The sequence below is a fragment of the Streptomyces sp. NPDC053427 genome (assembly GCF_044544985.1).
In the GTDB taxonomy this organism is placed as follows: domain Bacteria; phylum Actinomycetota; class Actinomycetes; order Streptomycetales; family Streptomycetaceae; genus Streptomyces.
Genome location: NZ_JBITYA010000015.1, coordinates 74,922 through 94,166, shown reverse-complemented (window position 1 = coordinate 94,166; position 19,245 = coordinate 74,922). Strand labels below are relative to the sequence as shown.

Annotated in this window: 25 protein-coding genes; 14 read left to right on the top strand and 11 right to left on the bottom strand. The window is 69.2% G+C overall.

What is annotated here, in order from left to right:
* Positions 1-116: 116 nt before the first annotated feature.
* The 3 genes from ACIGWZ_RS34525 to ACIGWZ_RS34515 form a co-directional block, all read right to left on the bottom strand.
* Complete coding sequence (locus tag ACIGWZ_RS34525; protein ID WP_400071094.1) at positions 117-1,040, bottom strand: RNA polymerase sigma-70 factor; 924 nt, start codon at positions 1,038-1,040, stop codon at positions 117-119.
* Between the two features lie 78 nt (positions 1,041-1,118).
* Positions 1,119-1,592, bottom strand: coding sequence for a carboxymuconolactone decarboxylase family protein (locus ACIGWZ_RS34520; RefSeq protein WP_400071092.1), 474 nt, complete (start codon positions 1,590-1,592; stop codon positions 1,119-1,121).
* 372 nt (positions 1,593-1,964) lie between these two features.
* Positions 1,965-2,177 carry a hypothetical protein gene (locus ACIGWZ_RS34515; RefSeq protein ID WP_400071090.1) on the bottom strand — a complete coding sequence of 71 codons (213 nt, stop codon included), beginning with the start codon at positions 2,175-2,177 and terminating at the stop codon, positions 1,965-1,967.
* Positions 2,178-2,368: 191 nt separating this feature from the next.
* Between ACIGWZ_RS34515 and ACIGWZ_RS34510 the strand changes: the two genes are divergently transcribed.
* Entirely contained in the window at positions 2,369-2,497 is a 129-nt protein-coding gene (locus tag ACIGWZ_RS34510; RefSeq protein WP_400071089.1) for a hypothetical protein, read from the top strand.
* Between the two features lie 28 nt (positions 2,498-2,525).
* Entirely contained in the window at positions 2,526-3,206 is a 681-nt protein-coding gene (locus tag ACIGWZ_RS34505; RefSeq protein ID WP_400071087.1) for a class I SAM-dependent methyltransferase, read from the top strand.
* 87 nt (positions 3,207-3,293) lie between these two features.
* On the opposite strand, the gene ACIGWZ_RS34500 is transcribed toward ACIGWZ_RS34505, so the two are convergent.
* Positions 3,294-4,715 carry a lamin tail domain-containing protein gene (locus ACIGWZ_RS34500; protein WP_400071085.1) on the bottom strand — a complete coding sequence of 474 codons (1,422 nt, stop codon included), beginning with the start codon at positions 4,713-4,715 and terminating at the stop codon, positions 3,294-3,296.
* 296 nt (positions 4,716-5,011) lie between these two features.
* Between ACIGWZ_RS34500 and ACIGWZ_RS34495 the strand changes: the two genes are divergently transcribed.
* Positions 5,012-5,446 (top strand): VOC family protein, encoded by a 435-nt coding sequence (locus ACIGWZ_RS34495; protein ID WP_400071083.1) that lies wholly within the window; start codon positions 5,012-5,014, stop codon positions 5,444-5,446.
* A 181-nt stretch (positions 5,447-5,627) separates the two neighbouring features.
* On the opposite strand, the gene ACIGWZ_RS34490 is transcribed toward ACIGWZ_RS34495, so the two are convergent.
* Entirely contained in the window at positions 5,628-6,584 is a 957-nt protein-coding gene (locus ACIGWZ_RS34490) for an AraC family transcriptional regulator (RefSeq protein ID WP_400071081.1), read from the bottom strand.
* Positions 6,585-6,697: 113 nt separating this feature from the next.
* Between ACIGWZ_RS34490 and ACIGWZ_RS34485 the strand changes: the two genes are divergently transcribed.
* The 5 genes from ACIGWZ_RS34485 to ACIGWZ_RS34465 all read left to right on the top strand — a co-directional run bounded on the left by ACIGWZ_RS34485 (position 6,698) and on the right by ACIGWZ_RS34465 (position 10,401).
* Positions 6,698-7,555, top strand: coding sequence for an NmrA family NAD(P)-binding protein (locus tag ACIGWZ_RS34485; protein WP_400071079.1), 858 nt, complete (start codon positions 6,698-6,700; stop codon positions 7,553-7,555).
* Positions 7,552-7,986: a nuclear transport factor 2 family protein gene (locus tag ACIGWZ_RS34480; protein ID WP_400071077.1), complete on the top strand. Its 435-nt coding sequence runs from the start codon at positions 7,552-7,554 to the stop codon at positions 7,984-7,986. Before ACIGWZ_RS34485 ends, ACIGWZ_RS34480 begins: the two co-directional genes overlap by 4 nt.
* Before the next feature lie 189 nt (positions 7,987-8,175).
* On the top strand, positions 8,176-8,610 hold the full coding sequence (locus ACIGWZ_RS34475) for a helix-turn-helix domain-containing protein (protein ID WP_400071075.1): 435 nt from the start codon (positions 8,176-8,178) through the stop codon (positions 8,608-8,610).
* Complete coding sequence (locus ACIGWZ_RS34470) at positions 8,607-9,449, top strand: alpha/beta fold hydrolase (protein WP_400071073.1); 843 nt, start codon at positions 8,607-8,609, stop codon at positions 9,447-9,449. Before ACIGWZ_RS34475 ends, ACIGWZ_RS34470 begins: the two co-directional genes overlap by 4 nt.
* Before the next feature lie 214 nt (positions 9,450-9,663).
* On the top strand, positions 9,664-10,401 hold the full coding sequence (locus tag ACIGWZ_RS34465; protein WP_400071071.1) for a hypothetical protein: 738 nt from the start codon (positions 9,664-9,666) through the stop codon (positions 10,399-10,401).
* Positions 10,402-10,618: 217 nt separating this feature from the next.
* Here the strand turns inward: ACIGWZ_RS34465 and ACIGWZ_RS34460 are convergent, their stop codons facing one another.
* Positions 10,619-11,086 (bottom strand): Pycsar system effector family protein, encoded by a 468-nt coding sequence (locus ACIGWZ_RS34460; RefSeq protein ID WP_400071070.1) that lies wholly within the window; start codon positions 11,084-11,086, stop codon positions 10,619-10,621.
* Between the two features lie 229 nt (positions 11,087-11,315).
* On the opposite strand from ACIGWZ_RS34460, the gene ACIGWZ_RS34455 reads away from it, so the two are divergent.
* The gene (locus ACIGWZ_RS34455; protein ID WP_400071068.1) at positions 11,316-11,693 is read left to right on the top strand and encodes a hypothetical protein; all 378 of its coding nucleotides are present in this window, start codon (positions 11,316-11,318) and stop codon (positions 11,691-11,693) included.
* A 122-nt stretch (positions 11,694-11,815) separates the two neighbouring features.
* Here the strand turns inward: ACIGWZ_RS34455 and ACIGWZ_RS34450 are convergent, their stop codons facing one another.
* The 3 genes from ACIGWZ_RS34450 to ACIGWZ_RS34440 all read right to left on the bottom strand — a co-directional run bounded on the left by ACIGWZ_RS34450 (position 11,816) and on the right by ACIGWZ_RS34440 (position 14,109).
* Positions 11,816-13,054 carry a serine hydrolase domain-containing protein gene (locus ACIGWZ_RS34450; protein ID WP_400071066.1) on the bottom strand — a complete coding sequence of 413 codons (1,239 nt, stop codon included), beginning with the start codon at positions 13,052-13,054 and terminating at the stop codon, positions 11,816-11,818.
* A 333-nt stretch (positions 13,055-13,387) separates the two neighbouring features.
* Complete coding sequence (locus ACIGWZ_RS34445) at positions 13,388-13,777, bottom strand: DUF1048 domain-containing protein (protein WP_400071372.1); 390 nt, start codon at positions 13,775-13,777, stop codon at positions 13,388-13,390.
* A 2-nt stretch (positions 13,778-13,779) separates the two neighbouring features.
* On the bottom strand, positions 13,780-14,109 hold the full coding sequence (locus ACIGWZ_RS34440; RefSeq protein WP_400071064.1) for a PadR family transcriptional regulator: 330 nt from the start codon (positions 14,107-14,109) through the stop codon (positions 13,780-13,782).
* 355 nt (positions 14,110-14,464) lie between these two features.
* Here ACIGWZ_RS34440 and ACIGWZ_RS34435 point away from each other — a divergent pair, with 355 nt between their 5' ends.
* The 4 genes from ACIGWZ_RS34435 (at position 14,465) to ACIGWZ_RS34420 (ending at position 16,279) form a co-directional block, all read left to right on the top strand.
* Positions 14,465-14,878: a VOC family protein gene (locus ACIGWZ_RS34435; protein ID WP_400071063.1), complete on the top strand. Its 414-nt coding sequence runs from the start codon at positions 14,465-14,467 to the stop codon at positions 14,876-14,878.
* Positions 14,879-15,166: 288 nt separating this feature from the next.
* On the top strand, positions 15,167-15,436 hold the full coding sequence (locus ACIGWZ_RS34430) for a transposase (RefSeq protein ID WP_400071061.1): 270 nt from the start codon (positions 15,167-15,169) through the stop codon (positions 15,434-15,436).
* Positions 15,437-15,587: 151 nt separating this feature from the next.
* Positions 15,588-15,890, top strand: coding sequence for an ArsR/SmtB family transcription factor (locus ACIGWZ_RS34425; RefSeq protein WP_400071059.1), 303 nt, complete (start codon positions 15,588-15,590; stop codon positions 15,888-15,890).
* Entirely contained in the window at positions 15,887-16,279 is a 393-nt protein-coding gene (locus ACIGWZ_RS34420; protein WP_400071057.1) for a VOC family protein, read from the top strand. Before ACIGWZ_RS34425 ends, ACIGWZ_RS34420 begins: the two co-directional genes overlap by 4 nt.
* Before the next feature lie 219 nt (positions 16,280-16,498).
* Here ACIGWZ_RS34420 and ACIGWZ_RS34415 read toward each other — a convergent pair whose 3' ends face one another.
* The gene (locus ACIGWZ_RS34415) at positions 16,499-16,774 is read right to left on the bottom strand and encodes a hypothetical protein (RefSeq protein WP_400071055.1); all 276 of its coding nucleotides are present in this window, start codon (positions 16,772-16,774) and stop codon (positions 16,499-16,501) included.
* Between the two features lie 365 nt (positions 16,775-17,139).
* Between ACIGWZ_RS34415 and ACIGWZ_RS34410 the strand changes: the two genes are divergently transcribed.
* Positions 17,140-17,592, top strand: coding sequence for a nuclear transport factor 2 family protein (locus ACIGWZ_RS34410; RefSeq protein ID WP_400071370.1), 453 nt, complete (start codon positions 17,140-17,142; stop codon positions 17,590-17,592).
* 128 nt (positions 17,593-17,720) lie between these two features.
* On the opposite strand, the gene ACIGWZ_RS34405 is transcribed toward ACIGWZ_RS34410, so the two are convergent.
* The gene (locus ACIGWZ_RS34405; RefSeq protein ID WP_400071053.1) at positions 17,721-19,232 is read right to left on the bottom strand and encodes a monooxygenase; all 1,512 of its coding nucleotides are present in this window, start codon (positions 19,230-19,232) and stop codon (positions 17,721-17,723) included.
* Positions 19,233-19,245 lie beyond the last annotated feature (13 nt).

The window sequence follows — 19,245 nt, the reverse complement described above, 5'->3', positions numbered from 1 at the left end:
GGTTCGACGCCGGCAGCCGGCTGGTGGTCGTGGTCGGCCGGCCGCTCCCGCCGCCCGCGGCGATCGTTACGGCCTTCCCGACCGCGTCCTTCGTGCCGGTCCACGCCACCCCGAGGTCAGTTCATCTGTCGGCGGGCCTGCTTCACCTCGCGGTCGACGGCCCAGGCGTCGGCGACCGTCCCGAGGTGGCCGAGCTTGTCGGGATTGATCACCGCGCGGATGGTGTGAATCCGCCCGTCGAGCACGTCCAGGGCCAAGGTATGGAGCACCTTGCCGTCCCGGTCGCGGAAGATTGCGCCGGGCTGGCCGTTGACCTCGTGCGGAGCGAACGTTACGTCGATCCGGCTCATCAAGGGGAAGACGGTGCCCAGCACGCGGGCCACGTTCTCCGCACCCATGACGGCCTTGGCCAGCTGCGGGGCCTTGCCGCCGCCGTCCCCGACCAGTTGCACGTCGGCGGCCAGCAGACTCTGCAGCCCGCCCACATCGCCGTTCTTCAGCGCGTCGAAGAACTGCGTCGCCAGCTTGTCCCGCGCCTGCCGGTCCGCTGCGAACCGCGGCCGCCCGGCCTCCATATGCCGCCGCGCCCGCACCAGCAGCTGCCGGCATGCCGCCTCCGAACGCCCCACCGCCGCGGCGACCTCGTCGAACCCGAAGGCGAACACCTCCCGTAGCACGAACACCGCCCGCTCCAGCGGGCTCAGCCGCTCCAGCAGCACCAGCGCCGCCATCGATACCGAGTCGGCCAGCTCCGCCGACCGCGCCGGATCCTGATACGGATCGCTCAGCAGCGGCTCGGGAAGCCACGGCCCGACATACTCCTCCCGCCGCACCCGCGCAGAACGCAGCACATCGATCGAGATCCGTGTCACCGCGGCTGACAGAAAGGCCTTGGTCGACGTGGGCCGGGTCGACGAGCCGTCAAAGCGCAGCCATGTCTCCTGCACCGCATCCTCGGCCTCGCCCACGCTGCCCAGAATCCGGTAGGCGATCGAAAACAGCAGCGGCCGCAACTCCTCGAACTCCTCGACCTTGCTCACGCCGACCCCTCCTCACTCGCCGCCCTCACATCCGGCCCACCCGCCGGACTTTCTTGCCCGACCTCCGCCCTCCCCCTCTCAGTGGAACTGCCCGACCTCGTAGTCGCCGGCCGGCTGCTGGGTGAGGATGTTCAGCCGGTTCACCGCGTTCATGAAGGAGACCAGCACCACCAGGGCGGTGAGCTGCTCCTCGTCGTAGTGCTTGGCGGCGTATGCCCACACCTCGTCGCTGACCCCATGGGCCGCATCCGCGACTCGGGTCCCCTCTTCCGCCAGCTCCAGCGCGGCACGCTCGGCCTCGGTGAAAACCGTGGCCTCCCGCCACGCCGCGACCAGGTTCAGCCGCACCGAGGTCTCACCGGCGGCGGCGGCCTCCTTGGTGTGCATGTCGATGCAGACGGCGCAGCCGTTGATCTGGCTCACGCGCAGCGCCACCAGCTCCTGCGTCGCGGCCGGCAGCGGCGAGTCCTTGAGCGCCTTGCCCGCCGACATGAAGTGCTTGAGGGCCTTTCCGGCGGTCGGGCTGGCGAAGTAGTTCAGTCGCGCGTTCATGGGGTGCTCCTCTGCGTTCGTCAGTGGCTACACCCCTGAGACGAGACAGCCCGATCCCCTGTGACATGGACGAATGTGACCCGCGTCTCCTCGACGCCGGCGTCCGCCGGCCGACACATCACTCGCTCGCTACTCGTCGCCCACTACCAGGACCGGCCCCGGCCCGACGCGCCCAAGACCGCCACACACCAAGATCACGGAGATCATGGGGCGGCTGGTCGCCTCTGTCACCATGACCGACCATCGGAATGATCAGCAGGTGGTTCGTCGCTCGGCGTGTCCGACGAGTCGGCGTCGACCATGGGGGTTCGCACCGGACTGTCGGCGTTCGTGATGACTGCAGACGCTCGGCTGGTCGCAGGCCTGCGACGCTCATGGGGTGGTGAACAGCCACCAACTGGGGGTGCCATTCTGCGCACAGAAGAATGACCGCCATTGTCCCGCCTGCTGCCCTTCGTTGCCGGCGATCCAGCACTCCTCGTAGCCGGCGTACGGTCCATACTCCGCATCCGGCTTCCGGTTGGCCGTCACATCCGCGATCTCGGTGCCCGCCCCCGGCGCCGCTACCGGCTGGAGTGTGGACACGGGTCCTGCCGCGGTGGCGTCGGCAGCTGCTGTTACGGGTGTGCCAAGTGCGATACCCGCGACGAAGAGAGCCATAAGGGCTCGGCGAAAGGTTGTCATGCCGTGAAGCTGTCCTTCCCCTGAATGGCCTACTCTCGCGATCCATTTGGCTGTTCTGTTCGACATGCCACCTTGCCCATCGCGTATGGCCCATGGCCCATGACCCATGGGAGGACATCGCCGACGCGGTCGCCTTCCTGGCCTCCGACGACGCTCGCTGGATCACCGGCTCCTCGCCTCGTGGACGCCGTTTTGCCGGACCGGCAACAGGAGTGGCGTGACCGGAACGCGATCGGCAACGGTGGGCCCGTGACCGACAACATCGCAGCAACATCGCCGACGTCCAACACCCCCTCGTCTACCGACGGATACGTCGGAGACCCCGCACTGCGGGTGGAATGGGACAACCGCTACGCCGACCGACAACAGCTGTGGAGCGGCTTGCCCAATGGTGCACTCGTGGCCGAGGTCGACGGGCTCACTCCCGGGCGGGCGCTCGACGTCGGCTGCGGCGAGGGCGCGGACGCCGTCTGGCTCGCGCGCGGCGGCTGGGACGTGACCGCGCTCGAGGTCTCGGGGGTGGCGCTGGAGCGGGCGACCCGGCATGCGCGGGAAGCCGGCCTCGCCGTGCGCTGGGTGCACGCGGCACTGACGGAGGCGGTGCTCCCGCCGGCCTCCTTCGACCTGGTCTCCGCCCAGTACCCGGCCCTGCTGCGCACCCCCGGCGCCGCGGCCGAGCGAGCGCTGCTCGCGGCCGTCGCGCCCGGCGGCGTGCTGCTGCTCGTACACCACGCAGGGATGGACTCCGAGCATGCGCACGACAGCGGCTTCGACCCGGCCGACTACGTCTGGCCCTCGATGGTCGCCGCTCTGCTCGACGACGACTGGGAGGTGGAGGTGGACGAGCAGCGGCCACGTGTCGCCCCCGACGGCGGTGCCGGCGCGCACCATACCGACGACCTGGTGCTGCGCGTGCGTCGGCTGCGCTGAGCCCCCTCCGCTCGCAGCAGGCCCGGCAACTGGGCAGACCCTTTGGGGCGAGGTGGCTGATGGCCGCCCCGCCCCGTTCTGCTGGTGTCAGGCAGTGCAGTTCAGGGTGCCGGCACGCAGTGCGTGGCCGTCATCGTTGGTGTCGTCGGACCAGACGACCGGCTTGTGGCCGTTTGCGCAGGTGGACTGAGGGGCGATGGCGAACCCCTCGTTGTTGTAGTTCGGCATCCCCGTCGGACGGTCGTGGACCGCGGTAGCGGAGAACTGACCCTGAGCGTTGATGTCGAGAGTGGCGGTCTGGCCCTGGCACGTGTCGTCGCAGGCGGCCCACAGGTGCCCGGTGGCGGGCTCGAATTCCAGATCCATCACGCCCGAGAGGCCGCTGGTGATCGTGGCGACCCGGGTGAATCCGCCCCCCGACCGGTCAAGGGCGTAGGCGTAGAGGGGGCCGTGGTCCTCAACGCCGGTGAAGAACAGGCCGCTGCCGTGCCCGGGATAGGCGGCCGGATCGTAGGTGGTCCCGGCGTGCTCGTCACGGAAGCCGTGCGCGGTCAGGAACGAGTCCGGGATCCACGAGATGCCCTCGGGCCCCGCGTTCGCGGGAAGGGAAGGCAGGTCGGAGGTGAGGTTCCACTCCCCGGTCGCGTTCAGCGAGGAGGACGTGGAAGAAGCGTCGAAGCGCAGGATCTCGGGCCGACTGGTGGAGTCCTTGTCGTTGTCGCGCTCCGTGGCGACGAACATCCCGTCAGGGGTGACGACCACGCCCTCCGAGTCGGGGTCACCACTACCGTCCGGGTAGTGCAGGGACTTGCCGCCGGACCAGCCACCGGCCGTGTCGGGGTGCCACGTCGTGCCGTTGGGCACGAGCCGGTAGAGCTTGCTCGGACCGTTGTCCACCGCCCACAGCACACCGGTGCTTTCGAAGGACAGACCGCTCAGGTTCTCCCCGAAGACGTTCGAGCCGTCGGCGACGGTCACCGCGGAGCCACCCGGCCACGCCCCGTGGGACGGCTGGCTACCGCCCCCTCCGCCGGTGGTGCCGCACGCGTTGGCCGCGCCCTTGGTCGGCGCAGCCGTGGTGGTGAACGCGCCAGTGCCGTCCGGGCAGCGGCCGTAGGTGGTGTCGGCGTGGTCGGTCCACGCGTAGGAGTCCACCAGGGTGGAGCCGTTGAACAGCCGCGCGGAGTCCGCGCGGCCCAGGCCGAACGACGGGTCGACATCCAGCGCCAGGAAGGCGCCCGGTGCCAGCTTCGTGTCCTTGCCGATCTTGTAGGAGTGGCCGTCGTCATTGTCCTTGACGACCCATCCGGACACGTCGACCGCGGCGGTCCCGGCGTTGACGATCTCGACCCAGTCGCCGGGGCTGCCCTCGCTCGACTCGACCTCGTTGATCCGCACCGCGGACTGAGCCTGAGCCTGAGCCGAGGCCGGCACACCGGACAGGCCGAGAGCCAGCAAGGCCAGGGCGACCGCGGTGAGGGGGGCTTGGCTACGCCAGTGCGTACGCAAGATGGCTGCTCCTCTTGTCAGGGGCCGAGCAGGCGAGGAGCGCGCTCACGCTCCCGGCGAAGCATCGGGCACCCAGGCGGCCACGGACTGAACAGGCTGCGAACGGCGCGGGGATCTCAGGGGAGTGGCCGCGGTCCGGTCCGGAACGACGGGCAACCCCTTGGAGGCGTCGACATCGGGTCGCCCCGTGCGACCGCACGCCACGGCAGCGGCTCTCAAGGACCATCCCCATCCCCCTTCAACGTGCATATGGCTGCCGGGAGATGAGCAACAGAGTCCCCTGCTATGGTGCGCCGATGTCATCGATCAAGCAGTTCCAGGTCACCTTCGACTGCGCAGAACCTGAGCGCGTCGCTCGTTTTTGGTGCGAGGTGTTGGGGTACGTCGTACCGCCGCCACCGGAGGGGTTTGCTACTTGGGACGAATTCGATCGTTCGCTGCCGCCTGAGCGTCAGGGTTCAGCGTTCGCCTGCGTCGATCCCTCAGGTGTGGGCCCGCGGCTGTTCTTCCAGCGCGTTCCCGAAGGCAGGGTCGTCAAGAACCGGGTGCATCTTGACGTGCGGGTCGGCACCGGGCTCGTGGGTGAAGAGCGCCTCGCCGCACTCGAGGCCGAGTGCGCACGACTGGTCGCGCTCGGCGCGGTATGCGTGCAAGTACTGCGTGCCGATGGCTTCAACGAGTCGTGCATCCCGATGCAGGACATCGAGGGCAACGAGTTCTGCCTCGACTGAGCATCCTCGGAGAGGGCAAGGCAGGGAGGGGAGCCGTACCACGCGTGACCCCGACACCTCCATCGGCGACGCGTGGCCCCGCCCCGCCGTGAAGGCCCCCGCGCAGCGCTGACGCACGCCGTCCGGTCCTCCCGGCCTTCCCGCACGGCAGGACCCGCGTGGGGGAAGGCCGATGCGCCCGTCAGACGAAGTGGACGCCGTCGCCGGCCGTTCCTGTGTCCTCGGCCGACAGCGCGGCTCGCTCGGCTTGCTGTTGGCGCCACAGGCCGGGCGGTTGGCCGTGGTGGCGGCGGAAAGCCGCGGCGAAGGCGTAGGGCGACGCGTAGCCGGTGCGTTCGGCGACCTGCGTGAGCGTCGGCTGACCGTTGCGCAGGTAGTCCCGTGCCAACGTCATGCGCCAGTCGGTCAGGTACTGCATCGGGGCCTGGCCGAGTGCTCGCTGGAAGCTCCGCGCGAAGGCCGCCCGTGACAGCCCGCTGACGGCTGCCAGTTCGGGCACCGTCCACGCGTGGGCGGCATCGTCATGCATGGCTTGCAGAGCCGCGCTCAGCCGGGGATCGGCCGACGCCCGGAACCAGCGGGGCGCACTGCTGCTCGTCGTGAAGCTCGTGCGGATGGCGAGCACCAGGAGAATGTCGAGGAGCCGGTCGAGGACGGTCTGACGGCCGGGCTGGGGGGCGGACAGTTCCCGCGACAGCACGGCAACGATGTCGTGCAGGGGGTCGCCGACTGCCGCGGAGAGCGGCAGGATCTGGGGCAGCGCGCCCAGCAGTCCTTCTCCGACATCGCCGGAGAATCGGTAGGCGCCGCACAGGAACACGGTGGCCCGTCGGTCATCGGGGTGCTCGTCGTGAGCGTGCCGCGCGGTGAATTCTTCCGGGTCCAGGCAGGGGGCTGCCGGCTCGTGGGCGATGTGGTGGTCCGGTCCGCCGCGTACGAGTGCCAGCTCGCCGGGTGCCAGTTCGAGGGCCGCCTGCGGGTCGTCGAGCCAGAGCCACGCGCGGCCCTGAACGACGGCGTGCAGCGAGAGCTGGATACTGCCGGCCAGCCGCAGCCCCCACGGGGGGCCGGCCACCGTACGGGCGAAGACACCGCCCGAAGCACGCGCCCTGGTCAGGTGATCCTGCAGGAGGTCCATAGGAAGAGTGTTTGCCAGAACGAACTCCATCGTCAAGAAATTGAGCGTCTGACGTAAAGACAACGCGCCTTTCGCGCATTGATTCACTCCATCCCTGCTTGGATCATGGAGCCATGGACAACTCGTCGCAGACCACGCTCGTACTCGGTGGCACCGGAAGGACGGGATCACTCGTCGCGAAAAAACTGGCCGAACGGGGCCTGACCGTGCGGACGGCGGCACGGCACGGTGCCGATGTGCGGTTCGACTGGGACGCGGCGGCCACGCACGGCCCCGCCCTCGCCGGTGTCGACCGCATCTACCTCGTCACCCCCGTCATGCGGGTCGCGTACGCCGGCCTGGTGTCCGGCTTCCTGGACCTCGCCGAAGCCTGCGGGGTACGGCACGTCACCTACCTCAGCACCTACGGAGGCGACCAGGCCCCGCCGGAGGTCGACATCAGGGCCGTCGAGCTCGACGTCATGGGCCGGGACGCCTTCACGTCGTCGGTCATCCGCCCCGCGTGGGTGATGCAGAACTTCAGTGACGACCATCTGCCCGTCGTCCAGGGGGTGATCACGGTGCCGACAGCAGGAGGCAGGGAGGCGTTCGTCGACGCCGCGGACATCGCCGCGGTCGCCGCCGAGACGTTGGCCGACCCCGGCGCCCACGCCGGCGCGACGTATGCGCCCACCGGTCCCGAAGCGCTCACGGTCGCCGAGGTCGCCGAGATCATCGCGGGCGTCTCCGGCCGACCGGTCAGGCACGATGACATCGACAGCGGCGCTTGGATCGACGGCGCCATCGCGGCCGGCCTCGTGCCCGCCGACTACGACGTCATGCTCAGGTGGCTGACGGGGACGATCGCCTCCGGCCGCGGCTCGCGACCCAACGACGACGTCCTCAAGGTCACCGGAATTCCGCCGTCGGGCTTCGCGGACTTCGCGCGCCGTAACGCCCGTGCCTGGGCCCTCCCGGCGGTGCGCTCATGACCGGCCGACCGGGTTTCGAGGCGCTCGCTCCGTTCTTCCGGATCATCGAGGAGGGACTGCGCGGGCTCGTCGACGGCGAGCACTTCTTCGACACGCTGGCGGAGGACGTCGTCTTCGAGTACGTCATCACCGTCCCCGGTTACCCACGGCGCCTCGTGGGCCGCGAAGCCGTCGCGGAGCTCTACCGTGGCTACGGCGAGACGATCGTGCTGCACGGGTCCGACGAGCTGGCCGTCCACCGGGACCCCGCATCATCCGTCGTCGTCCTTGAGTACGCGGTCCACGGCCGAGCGGTCGGCACCGGCAACGCCTACGACAACCACTTCGTCTCGGTCATCACGTTCAAGGACCGCAAGATCACACACTGGCGCGACCACCTCGACCCCGTCGCCGTGTTCGACGCCATCGGCTGGCCCGCTCACCACAGGTGACAACGGACGAGGCCGACCACACCACCCCTGACGATTGCCCGTGCACGACCCGTTGCCCCGTCTCCCGCAGCGGAGCACACCGCTTTCTGCGGAGCTGGGGTCATCGGCCCTTCACTCACCTTGTCCCTCCCTATTTTCCTCTAAAGAACTCTGTTGTCCTCTCCTCAAGAGGAAATTAGAGTACTTTTCATGAGTGAACGTCTGTACTCGGTGGAGCAGGTCGCCGAACGCCTCGGGCTCCACGTCAGAACCATCCGCAACTACGTACGGGACGGCCGACTCGCCGCGGTGCGTATCGGCAAGCAGTACCGGATCGCGCACGCCGACCTGGAGGCTTTCACCGGGCGCCCGTTGCCCGGGCCGCCGGACGAGGACGCCCGCGGCCCGCGGCACGCGGAAGTGTCGAGCATCGTGGAGATCGACGCGGTCTCCCGCCGGACGGCCGATCGCCTGACGACACTCGTCACCGCCGGGGTCGCCGGCCGCGAGCGGGACGGCGGCAGACAGTTGCGGATCCAGACCGTCTACGACGAGGAGAGGGCTCGGATGAAGATCGTCATCCTGGGTGGTCTGAGGGACACGGCCCAGGTCCTGGAGCACGTCGAGCAGGTGCTGGCCTCATGAGCGTCACGATCTACACGTCCGAGGAGGGCGCGGCGGCGGTCCGCCGGCAGTACCAGGAGGCGCTGGACGGCTGGCCGGTGTCCGCCCAGCAGGTGCGGGTGCCGACCCGTGAGGGGGAAACCTTCGTCCTCGTCTCCGGGCCGCCGGATGCGCCACCGCTCGTACTGCTGCACGGCTCGGGCGCGAACGCGTCGATGTGGGGCGAGGACATCACCTCCTGGGCCGGCCACTTCCGCACCTACGCCGTCGACATCGTCGGGGAACCGGGACTGAGCGCACCGTCCCGACCCACCTTGAACTCCGAAGCCCCGGCCCGGTGGCTGGACGATGTACTGGACGGCCTCGGCCTCGAGAACGTTCCCGTGGTCGCGGCCTCGCTCGGTGGCTGGTTCGCGGTCGACTACGCGATCCGCCGCCCGGCCAGGGTGGCGCGGCTGGCCCTGCTCGGCCCCGGTGGCCTGGGCAGGCAACGGACGGGACGCATACTCCGGGCGCTGCTGGTGCGGCCCTTCGGCCGCTGGGGCGCGCGCCGTTCGGTCCGCTCCCTCACCGGTCTCGACTCGCCGCGGGACGAGGCCGTCCTGGAGGGCGTGATGCTGACCTTCGCGCACTTCAGGCCGCGCAGGGAACGGTTGCCCGTGTTTCCCGACGTGGCGTTGCGGGGCCTGGCAATCCCGGTGCAGGTGACGGTCGGCGCGCGCGACGCCATGTTCGACTCGCGGGAGACCGCCCGGCGCGTACGGCACTGCCTGCCGCATGCGGAGGTGCACGTACTGCCCGGGACGGGGCACGCGGTGCTCGGCCGCACCGACTCCGTCCTCGGATTCCTCCGCACCTGAGCCCGCCCGTACGGCCGTGCGGGGCAGCGCGAGCAGCACCTCCACCACGGCAGCGATCGCCGACGGCACTCGGGTTGTCCTTGGCGTCTTTCCCCTGCTCACACCCGTGTTAGCCGGACGTTAGCGGAGTGGCAGCCTTGCGACAGTGGCCTGGATCAGAGTGGGTGACGTACGGAGGAAACAACGACGCCGACTGTCCCGGGGGGGACCTGAAATGAGCTCCAGCACCACTGTCCGCACCGCTCGTCGCCGCACCCTGCGCATGGCCGCCGCGGCACTGACCGCAGCCGTCGGCCTTACGCTGACCGCCTGCTCCGGCGCGGAGGCCACCGGCGCGAAGCCCGCGGGTCACACGGGCACGGGCACGGCCGCCGTCGAGTCCAGCGGCGCGGGCTCCTCCGCGGGGGCGCAAGGCTCCGAGGCCAAGGAGGGCTCCGGTGACCAGGGTGGCACCGGTGCCAAGGCCGGTCCCGAGGCGGGCGCCACGGGCAAGCAGTCGGGCGGTACGCAGTCCGCCGACGGTGGCAGGGCGGCTTCCCCGGTCCGCACCCAGCGCCTGGCGGACGGCATCAGCAAGGCCGAGATCTACAAGGTCGGCGCCCAGCACTACCGGGCCAAGATCGTCGCCCGCGGTTCGGTCCTGGCCACGCTGGAGACGAAGGGGCGCGACGCCGGGCTCGACGCCAACGACATGTTCGTCGTGCTCACGCTGGACGGCCAGGTCCATTCCTGGATGGGCGGCGGTCACCAGGGGCCGGGCACGTTCAAGATCACGGGCGGCTGGACGGTCAAGGTCACGAAGATCGGCGAGCTCCGGTACCGCGCGCAGTTCCTCAGCCAGAGCGGCGACGCGGACGACACGGTGGAAGCGAACCAGCACGACATCGGATTCGTCACCAACGGCGTGTACGTCGTGCTCAGCGCCGGCGGTGTGATCAGCGCCCACGAGTAAACGCCCGTTCGGCCGCGCGGTGGAGCCGCCTCCGGCGGGGCGGCTCCACCGCCGCAGTGACGGAGGCGTACGAGCGGCCCGGAAGCCCCCTGGCGCCTCGCGAACGCGGTCCGGCAACACGACCCCTCTCACGAAGCCGGCCACGGGCCCGACTACGAGCCCGACCAGGGCAGGTCACGACGCTGTGGCCGGGCGGACGCCGACCAGGACAGCAAGGTCAGGCCGCTGCGACGAGGACGGCCGTGACAGCGAGTAGACCGAGCCCGGCGAGCATGCAGTCAACCGCGGCCTGGATGAGCCGAAACTTCCGCATGGCGAGTGTGGCCATGAACCTCAGGTGTTCCACCTGGTAGCCGGATGTCAGCTCATCGCGCAGTTGATCGGTGCTCAACCGAGACCAACTCGTCCAGCCGCTGCCTCCGAGATGCGGACGGATCGCGAGTAAGAGGATCATCGTCGAGGCCAGCAGCGCAGCGGCGGCGAGGGACGCGGCCGCGGCGGCTGGAACGGTCGGGTGGAGGCTCGATGCCGTCGAGGCCAGCGCCACAAGTGCGGCTCCGGACAGGGCCAGCAGCAGGCTTGCTTTGGCATCGGTGCGAGCCAGGTCGGCCTGGAGGGAGGTGAGCGTCGCGGCGATACGGTCCTGCGCCGTGTCGTGCTGCGGATCAGGTGCGGTGGTTGCCATCGGTGTGCCCTTCCTCGCCGGCCGACTTCAGCTTGCCCAGGGCCTGCCGGCAGCCCGGGAGGGACTCTGCGCAGCTATCGAGAGGTAGGACGTTGCGATCGGCCACTCGGTTTCCGGGGGCTGTCCTCGCCCGGTGCCGCGGCGACCACCCCCTTTCGAAGTCACGCCGACGGTACGCCGGTTCGTACGCGACGGTCCCCCGTCAGCTCTCCTCGGTAGTGTGATCGGCATGTCAGACGGGATCGCCTGGATAGGCGAGCACAGCCTTACGAACACGGAAGGTGTGCCGGGGATGCGCGGCCGCATTCACTGCCCGCCGAAGCTGATCGTTCATGCGCCGGGGGACGGCGATGGCCGGCAGGCGGACTTCGCATCGGATACCGCATCCGGGTCGGCGCTGGATGCGGCGCTTTGGGCCGCGGGCGCAGTGTTCCCCTCGGTCCCGGACATGCCGGAGGCCGAGGTGACCCGTCACTACGAGGAGCATGACGAGGGGCTGCCGAAGGCCGTGTTCACCGCGGTCGGCAGCTACACCGGGCTCGTGGTCGACCAGGCCGCAGTGGAAGCCGGCACGCTTCCATTGGCCGTTCTGCCTGTGGCGACGTGAGCTGACGGCCGGCAGGAAGGGGACTATGCCCGCGGGCAACGTCCCCTTCCTTCGTTCACCGGTTGTGTCAGAGCGCGGTCAGCTTGCAGATGTGCCGGACCGACCTCGACCAGGCAGGCGGGTCAGTCGTCGATCGCCTGGTAGAGCGTGGTCCAGAAATCGTGGAGGGCCCGCGCCGAATCCGGGCTGGACATCCCGGTCTGGGTGAGCAGGATGCCGACGAGCTGGTTGTCCGGGTCGGCGTAGGTCGTGGTGCCGGCTCCGCCGTCCCAGCCGAACTGGCCGAGGGGCGCGTAGTCACCACGGTAGGTGCGCACCGTCATCCCGAAGCCCCAGCCGCCGTGCTGCCCCAGGCCGTAGGACAAATGGACGAGGTTGCGGGCCATGGCTTCTCGGGCGGTTAGCTGCTCGGGCGGGAGGCGGTTGGTGGTCATCAGCTCGACGGCGGGCCGGGACAGGATCCGTTGGGTCCCGTGCATCCCGTGGTTGAGCAGCATCCGGAAATAGGCGTGATAATCGTCGACGGTTGAGTCGAGTCCGCCGCCGCCCGACTGGAACGCCGGCGGCCGGCTGTGATGTCCCCCCTCGACCTCGTCCGCCACGATGAACTCTCCGGTCTGCGGATCGGGGGCATACAGGGGCGGCAGCCGGTCGATCTTGTCGGCGGGCACGTGGAAACCGGTGTCCTTCATGCCCAGCGGGGCGAAGATGCGCTCGCGCAGGAACGCCTCGAACGACTGGCCGGTGACCCTGGCCACCAGCACGCCGAGCACGTCGTCGCTGACGTTGTACAGCCACCGCTCTCCGGGCTGGTGCATCAGCGGGAGCGTGCCGAGGCGGCGCATCCACTCATCCGGCTCCGGTGCCGGCAACAGCCATCCGTCCTCTTGGCCGTAAACCCCCCGCTCGAAGAGCGCGCCCATCATCGGGGAGCCCATCGCCGTCATATCCATGCCGAGCCCGAACGTGGAAGTGAGCAGGTCCCGTACGGTGATCGGCCGCCGTGCCGGCACGGTGTCGTCCAGCGGGCCGTCGGCCCGCTTCAGCACCCGGCGGTCGGCGAGCTCGGGCAGCCACGGATCTATCGGGTCGTCCAGCCGCAGCCGGCACTCATCCAGCAGGGCCATCGTCGCCGCCACCGCGACCGGCTTGGTCGTCGAGGCCATCCGGAAGATGGTGTCCCGGCGCATCGGCGCGCCACCGTCATGGCGCATCGTCCCGATCGCTTCGACGTGTGTCTCCTCGCCCCGGCTGACCAGGGCGACGAGCCCAGGAATCTTCCCGGATGCGACATGCCGTGCCAGCACCTCGCGCATTCTGCGCAGCCCTGCTTCGGAGAAGCCGCTCTTGCCTTTGCCCATCATGAACCGCCTTACATAAAGCGTTCGATAAACACAGTGATTGCTCTTGCGAGGCCCGTCCCGGCGCGGCGCTCATGGGCATGGCATGGGCGCCGCACGAGGGTCGGGGGTGAGCTCGGCATGGCCCGGTTCGCGGCCCCGAGGGCGCAATCGCTGAACCGTTCATGGCATCTGCCATCGCCGGCCGTGTTGATATTGGCTGTCGCCGTCTTGACGCTGCCGCTGACACGCGGCGAGAAATAGCCAGTTGGGTGTGCCCCCGTGGCCGCGTAACGCAGACAGCCGGTGAAAGTGGTGCTCGATCGACCCCGGGCACGATGTGCTGAGGTGCTATCAGACTGCCTTGTCTTCTTTTCCGGTGTCCTCGCCGGCGGCGCGCGTGATGGCGTCGGTCAGTCGCTTCCGCTCGCGGGCGGGGACGTAGCCACCCTCCGAGTAGTTCTGGACGAACGCCTCGGCGAACTCCACCGGGTCCTCCCCGACGATTTCGCGGATCGACGTTCCGTCCGCCGCGGCCCGCTCGAAGAGGTCGCCGAGGTCGTCGAACATCGACGCATTGCTGTCGCCGTCGGTCGGCACGAAGTACATCAGGTACCGCTCGATCGCTTCGACCGTCGTGCGATAGTCCTCGGGAAGCTGCTTCATGCGCGCTTTGTACTGCCGCCACTGCCGCTTGGGGCCGATCACCTTCGAGATGAAGCCGCCCTTTTCAGCGTCGGACATGGTCAACTGCCTCCTTTGCGGAGCTGTTCCAGCCGTTCTGCGAGGAAGCTCCAGGTCCTCCAGAATTCTTCGAGATGTTCCCGTCCCTGAGCGTTCAGGGAATACACCTTGCGCGGTGGCCCCTTCTCCGACGGGACCTTCTCCACATCCACCAGGCCGCGCTGCTCGATCCTGACCAGCAGCGCGTAGATGGTGCCCTCGGCGATGTCGGAAAAGCCCTGATCCCGCAGCCACGCCGTGATCTCGTAGCCGTACGCGGCCCGGCCGGACAGGATCGCCAGGACGATGCCCTCCAGCGTTCCCTTGAGCATCTCCGTCGCCTGCTTGCCCATGGAGCCTCCCTTCAGCTACTCGGTGTTGCTGACTACCGGTACACAGTAACGCTGACTACTGGTACTTAGCAACACCGAATAGCCGGGCGCGCAGGCAGAGACTGCAAGTAGCGACGGCGTGTAGCGACGGCAAGTAGAGACCGCAAGCAGGGACCGCAAGCGGATGTTGTCGCGGCCGTGAAGATCGGGACGCTCGACGCAATGGCCTGTGCGCGGCCCGTGCGCGGCCCGTGCGGGGCCGGTGCGCACTGCCCAACCCGGCTGTCTCAGAGTGCGTCGCTGAACTCCGGCGGGGCTCTCTCAAAGATCGCGATCGAGCCGGAACCGGAGTCGGAACTAGGCTAAAAAGGTCGGTATGGAACTCACCCAGATACGCCTGTTGGTGTCCGACTTCCCCACCGTCTACCGCTTCTACCGGGACGTGCTCGGGCTCAAGCCGCAGTTCGAGGCCGAGAGCGGCCCGTACGCGAAGCTCAGCCCCGACACCGGACACGCCGCGATCGCGCTGCAGGATCGGGCGCAGATGGCGGGCGTGCTGGAGCGGTTGGGGGCGGAGCCGGGGGGATACCGCGCGCTGGTGGTACTGCGCGTGGAGGACCTGGACGCCGCCCACGCCGAGCTCACCTCGCGGGGGGCGGAGTTCACCAGGGACCCGGGCCCGATGGGCGAGCGGATGCGGGTCGCGTACCTGGAGGACCCGGAGGGGAATCTGATTGAGCTTCAGGAATGGCTGACGCTGCGCGAGCAGGCTGGTAGCGCACCGGCGTAGGAGGTGCAGCAGCGGGGCTCCGTCTGCGGCCGAGTCTCCGTAGCGTAGCCAGCTGGCCGACGTGGGGCCGTCGAGCCTCGCTGCGCTCGGCGAGCGGCTGGGCCGGGGGCGGATGTTCTGCGTCATGCCTGACACAACGAAGAGCCCCTGGCAGGACAGGAGTTGACTGTGTTTCAGCCCTACCAGGAGCTCTCGTGTTCATTGCCGCGTGTCTGCCTCCGCCTGTCATGCCCTGCCCGCGACCAGGCTGCGGCGGTGTCCGGGTGCAGGGCCTACCCGTCCTCGTCGATGACGGACCAGCAGTGCGCGATTGTCGAGCCTCACCTGCCTTCACCAGCCAATACACGCGGCAGAGGCGGTCGGCGGCCGGAGAGGCATCCGCGCCGATTGGTGCTGGACGCGATCTTCTACGTCGTGCGCGGCGGCATCGCGTGCCCCTTCGTCGCATATCGCGGCGACACCCCTGGGCGACCAGTCGGACGTTCAAGGAGGTCGCGGATCCGATCGCTTTCCGGTGCGCGGCTGGGCGGGCTGGGGGGGGGGGCGGCGCGTCGCTGACGTGCCTCCCTTCAGCGTTTTACGTCGTCGTGGGGGCCTCGGCGCCCGCGTCCGCGCTCCCCGTGGCCCTGCGCCCGTCGACTGCGGGTCGACGCTGAGTGCGGCGTGCCTCGACTTGATAGGCAAGTGAGTAGTTGCCTATCCTGTGGTCGTGGCCGACGACCTATTCAAAGCCTTGGCCGACCCCACCCGCCGCACCATCCTCGACGAGCTCGCGGAGAAGTCCGGACAGACACTGTTCGAGATCTGTTCGCGACTGAGCATGAAGCATCAGCTCGGCATCTCGCGCCAGGGGGTTTCCCAGCACCTCGCCGTGCTGGAGGCCGCCGGGCTCGTCGAGACAAGGCGGGAGGGCCGCTACAAGTTCCACGATCTGAACGCGGCCCCGCTGCGGGGGATCGTCGAGCGATGGCTCGTGCCCGACACATCCGCACCGGAGGAGAGCACCCTATGAAGATCCATCTGACCAGCGTCTTCGTCGACGACCAGGCCAAGGCCCTGCGCTTCTACACCGAGATCCTCGGCTTCGTGACGAAGCACGACGTCCCGGTGGGCGAGAACGTCCGGTGGCTGACCGTCGTCTCGCCCGACGAGCCCGGCGGCACCGAACTCCTCCTGGAGCCCGCCGGCCACCCGGCCGTCAAGCCCTACCGCGACACGCTCGTCGAGGACGGTATCCCGCTCGCTCAGTTCGCCGTCGACGACGTGCACGCGGAGTACGAGCGCCTGCGCGGCCTCGGTGTCCGCTTCACCCAGGAGCCGGTGGAGATGGGTCCGGTCACCACCGCCGTCTTCGACGACACCTGCGGCAACCTGATCCAGATCGCGACAAAGCCGCAGTAGGCGGCGGCCGCGTGCGGGGCTCGGCCGTGCGGCGACCGGCGGGCACGGCCGCCGAGGGCTGTCTGATGCTGCTCGTGATGGCGGCGACAAGCGGCTCGGCTGATGAGGCGGTGGCCGTTCGGTCTTGTTCGGTCCTGTCCGATGGGCCAGTCGCACCGGCCTGTCGGACAGGACCTGGACGGCCGCGGTGTCGAGGCGGCCTGTTGGTGTTCGCTCTTCTCAGAAGGCGCTGTTGTTGCAGCCCATGCTCGAGCCGAGGCGGGTGGACTGCGCGCCCGGGGCGCCCTCGCCGTTGAGCGCGTTGCCCAGCAAGCCGTTGAGGGCCCCGACCTCGCCGAGAACGTCGATGTTCAGATCGTGCGACCGGCACTGGCTGGCCTGGCGAATGTCGAATCGGCTACCGCCCGGACCGGGATCGGCGAAGGCACTGCCTGCGGTTCCGAGGATGGCGAATGCGGCCAGGGCAGAAGCGGCGACGGTAGTGCGGATGCGCATGTTCACTCCCATGGGACGGTGGTCTCGAACCGGCGATGTCGCTCGGCAGGGCGGCCCGGAGAGCGCCGCCGCTCAGGTGATGATCTCCGGCCCAACTGGTCATAAACGACAGTTGCCTTGGTTTCCGTCTAAACGGTGAGAGTTACAACTTCTGCTGAATAAAGCCATTTAGGGTGTTTGGCGGGGTGCATCGGTCACGCGGTAGGCAGGTGGCCTCGGTCCAGGCGCTGCATCTGGGCCTGCCGCGAAAGGGGATCTCGGTGGCGATTACTTGAGAGGTAATCGTCGTGGGCCGTCAGGGGCGGAAAGAATGTGATCTCGCCGCGTCGATACGCGGTTCCAAGAATGAAACGAAGGGATTGGCCATGTCCTTGGACGCGCCCACGATGACCCGCTCCGTGGTGGAGGAGTTGCTGCGCCGGATCGGCGAGGGTGACCCTGACCGCATCGCCGAACTGTATGCGGAGCGGGGCGACTGGAAACTGGACTGGCCGGAGTCCGAGCACGGCCGCACTGCCACCCCATGGATCCGCCACCGGTGCACCCGCAGCGACGCCGCAGCTCACTACCGCGAGCTTGCCGAGCACCATGTGGCCGGGCAGGCGGCCACCGAGGTCGAGCGCGTCTTCATCGACGGCAATGATGCGATCGTGCTCGGCGAAATCCGCCAAACCGCCCGGCCCACCGGACGTGCGTACCGCGCGCGATTCGCCTTGCATCTCACGGTCGAGCACGGCCTTGTCACCCGGCACCACGTCTACGAAGACAGTCTCGCGGTTGCTCAGGCATTCGACGCGGAGAGCCTTGAGGGCCAGTAAATGCGTGCGGAGGGACCGGTCGCAGCCGCTCGTCGACGGTGGCGACGACTTGGCTGGTCATCCCGGACGGACTGTGCACAGCCGGCGGATTGACGCGTTGCACGGACATGACCTTCTCCTCTCGGCAGTCAGGAGGGAGTTCCGGCCCAGGCCGTGAGAGCTCGGCGCCGCTCGTCGCGCCGCGCACCGATGTCGACGGTACGCGTGGCCCAGGCGATATGTCCGTCGGGGCGGACGAGGACCTCGGTCACGCCGGCCAGGTCGGCATGATCGTCGCGATGGGTGACGGTGACGGCGTTGACGCGTGCGCCCCACCCCGGCGTGACGGTATCGCTCAGATCCGGGTCGCCCACGAGGTCGAGGTGGCCGAACCGGCCCTCGGTGAGCAGGTCGTAGACCCGCATCGCATCCGACGCGACGGCGGTCAGCCCGATGTCCGGCATCCGCCTTCCCGCCAGCGGGTCGGCCCCGGGCGTCGCGGGCGGATAGACGGTGCCCAGCGCGGAGACCTGTGCGGCGAGCCGGCGGTTGACCTCCGGCATGCCGAGCAGTTCGTTGGCGAGCCCCCGCAGTGCCGCGGCGGGGCGCTGGTACTGGGGGACGAGCGTCAGTTCCGCGAGCAGCGTCTGGACCTCGGTGTTCTCGGTGACGGCCCGGCCGACGGGGTTGCGTTCCTCGTCGTAGCTGTCGAGCAGGCCGGGCGGTGCCCAGCCGTTGAGCACGGCGGCCAGCTTCCAACCCAGGTTCATGGCGTCCTGCAACCCGGTGTTGAGCCCTTGGCCCGCCGCGGGGAAGTGGATATGGGCGGCGTCGCCCGCCAGCAGGACGCGGCCGGAGCGATAACCCTCCGCGAGGCGGGTGGCATTGCCGAAACGTGACAGCCAGCGCGGCTCGGCGATCCCGCAGTCGGAGCCGCAGATCCGGGTCAGGGACGTACGGAACTCCTCCAGGGTGACCGGCTCGGCGGCCGGTACCCGCATCCGCTCCGGATCCAGGTAGACCAGCCGGGTCAGGCCGTCCTCCAGCGGCGCGACCAGCACACCGCGGTCCCGGGCCGCGCCCAGGACCGCGGGGTCCGCGTCGATGACCGCGAAGTCGCCGAGCACACCGGTGAGGGTCTCGTCGGTGCCCGGAAAGCCGATCCCGGCGGCCTGCCTCACCACACTGCGTCCGCCGTCGCACCCGACCGCGTACCGGGCCCGCACGGTCTCGGTGCCCTCGGGATCCCGCACCTCCACCGCGACCCCGTCGCCGTCCTGGCTCAGCCCGACGACCTCGCGTCCACGCAGGATCTCCACGCCCAACTCGCGAGCCCGCTCCGCGAGCAGCGCCTCGGTGCGCGCCTGGGCGAGGAACAGGGTGTAGCCGTGCCGGGAGTCCAGTCGGGAGAAGTCCAGATGGGTGGGGAGCTGGGCGAAGTGCCAGCCGGGCACGGTCCGGCCGAGCGGGAGGAACCGGTCGAGCAGCCCGCGCTGGTCCATCAGTTCCACGCTGCGCGGGTGCAGGCTCAACGCCCGGGAATCCCGCTGTGGTTCGGTGCGGCGCTCCAGTATCCGGGTCCGTACGCCTGCCAGCGCCAGCTCGCAGGCGAGCATCAGGCCGGTCGGTCCAGCGCCCACGACGATCACATCGGCGTTCATTGGCGATGCCCTC

Excerpts from the sequence above, each read along its gene's own strand:
- ACIGWZ_RS34420 (WP_400071057.1), top strand. The coding sequence starts at position 15,887 with ATGAAGATCCATCTGACCAGCGTCTTCGTCGACGACCAGGCCAAGGCC.
- ACIGWZ_RS34455 (WP_400071068.1), top strand. The coding sequence starts at position 11,316 with ATGTCAGACGGGATCGCCTGGATAGGCGAGCACAGCCTTACGAACACG.
- ACIGWZ_RS34405 (WP_400071053.1), bottom strand. The coding sequence starts at position 19,232 with ATGAACGCCGATGTGATCGTCGTGGGCGCTGGACCGACCGGCCTGATG.
- ACIGWZ_RS34510 (WP_400071089.1), top strand. The coding sequence starts at position 2,369 with ATGGCCCATGACCCATGGGAGGACATCGCCGACGCGGTCGCCTTCCTG.
- ACIGWZ_RS34460 (WP_400071070.1), bottom strand. The coding sequence starts at position 11,086 with ATGGCAACCACCGCACCTGATCCGCAGCACGACACGGCGCAGGACCGT.
- ACIGWZ_RS34465 (WP_400071071.1), top strand. The coding sequence starts at position 9,664 with ATGAGCTCCAGCACCACTGTCCGCACCGCTCGTCGCCGCACCCTGCGC.
- ACIGWZ_RS34495 (WP_400071083.1), top strand. The coding sequence starts at position 5,012 with ATGTCATCGATCAAGCAGTTCCAGGTCACCTTCGACTGCGCAGAACCT.
- ACIGWZ_RS34445 (WP_400071372.1), bottom strand. The coding sequence starts at position 13,777 with ATGTCCGACGCTGAAAAGGGCGGCTTCATCTCGAAGGTGATCGGCCCC.
- ACIGWZ_RS34480 (WP_400071077.1), top strand. The coding sequence starts at position 7,552 with ATGACCGGCCGACCGGGTTTCGAGGCGCTCGCTCCGTTCTTCCGGATC.
- ACIGWZ_RS34410 (WP_400071370.1), top strand. The coding sequence starts at position 17,140 with ATGTCCTTGGACGCGCCCACGATGACCCGCTCCGTGGTGGAGGAGTTG.
- ACIGWZ_RS34475 (WP_400071075.1), top strand. The coding sequence starts at position 8,176 with ATGAGTGAACGTCTGTACTCGGTGGAGCAGGTCGCCGAACGCCTCGGG.
- ACIGWZ_RS34485 (WP_400071079.1), top strand. The coding sequence starts at position 6,698 with ATGGACAACTCGTCGCAGACCACGCTCGTACTCGGTGGCACCGGAAGG.
- ACIGWZ_RS34430 (WP_400071061.1), top strand. The coding sequence starts at position 15,167 with ATGACGGACCAGCAGTGCGCGATTGTCGAGCCTCACCTGCCTTCACCA.
- ACIGWZ_RS34440 (WP_400071064.1), bottom strand. The coding sequence starts at position 14,109 with ATGGGCAAGCAGGCGACGGAGATGCTCAAGGGAACGCTGGAGGGCATC.
- ACIGWZ_RS34520 (WP_400071092.1), bottom strand. The coding sequence starts at position 1,592 with ATGAACGCGCGACTGAACTACTTCGCCAGCCCGACCGCCGGAAAGGCC.
- ACIGWZ_RS34435 (WP_400071063.1), top strand. The coding sequence starts at position 14,465 with ATGGAACTCACCCAGATACGCCTGTTGGTGTCCGACTTCCCCACCGTC.
- ACIGWZ_RS34490 (WP_400071081.1), bottom strand. The coding sequence starts at position 6,584 with ATGGACCTCCTGCAGGATCACCTGACCAGGGCGCGTGCTTCGGGCGGT.
- ACIGWZ_RS34450 (WP_400071066.1), bottom strand. The coding sequence starts at position 13,054 with ATGGGCAAAGGCAAGAGCGGCTTCTCCGAAGCAGGGCTGCGCAGAATG.
- ACIGWZ_RS34415 (WP_400071055.1), bottom strand. The coding sequence starts at position 16,774 with ATGCGCATCCGCACTACCGTCGCCGCTTCTGCCCTGGCCGCATTCGCC.
- ACIGWZ_RS34470 (WP_400071073.1), top strand. The coding sequence starts at position 8,607 with ATGAGCGTCACGATCTACACGTCCGAGGAGGGCGCGGCGGCGGTCCGC.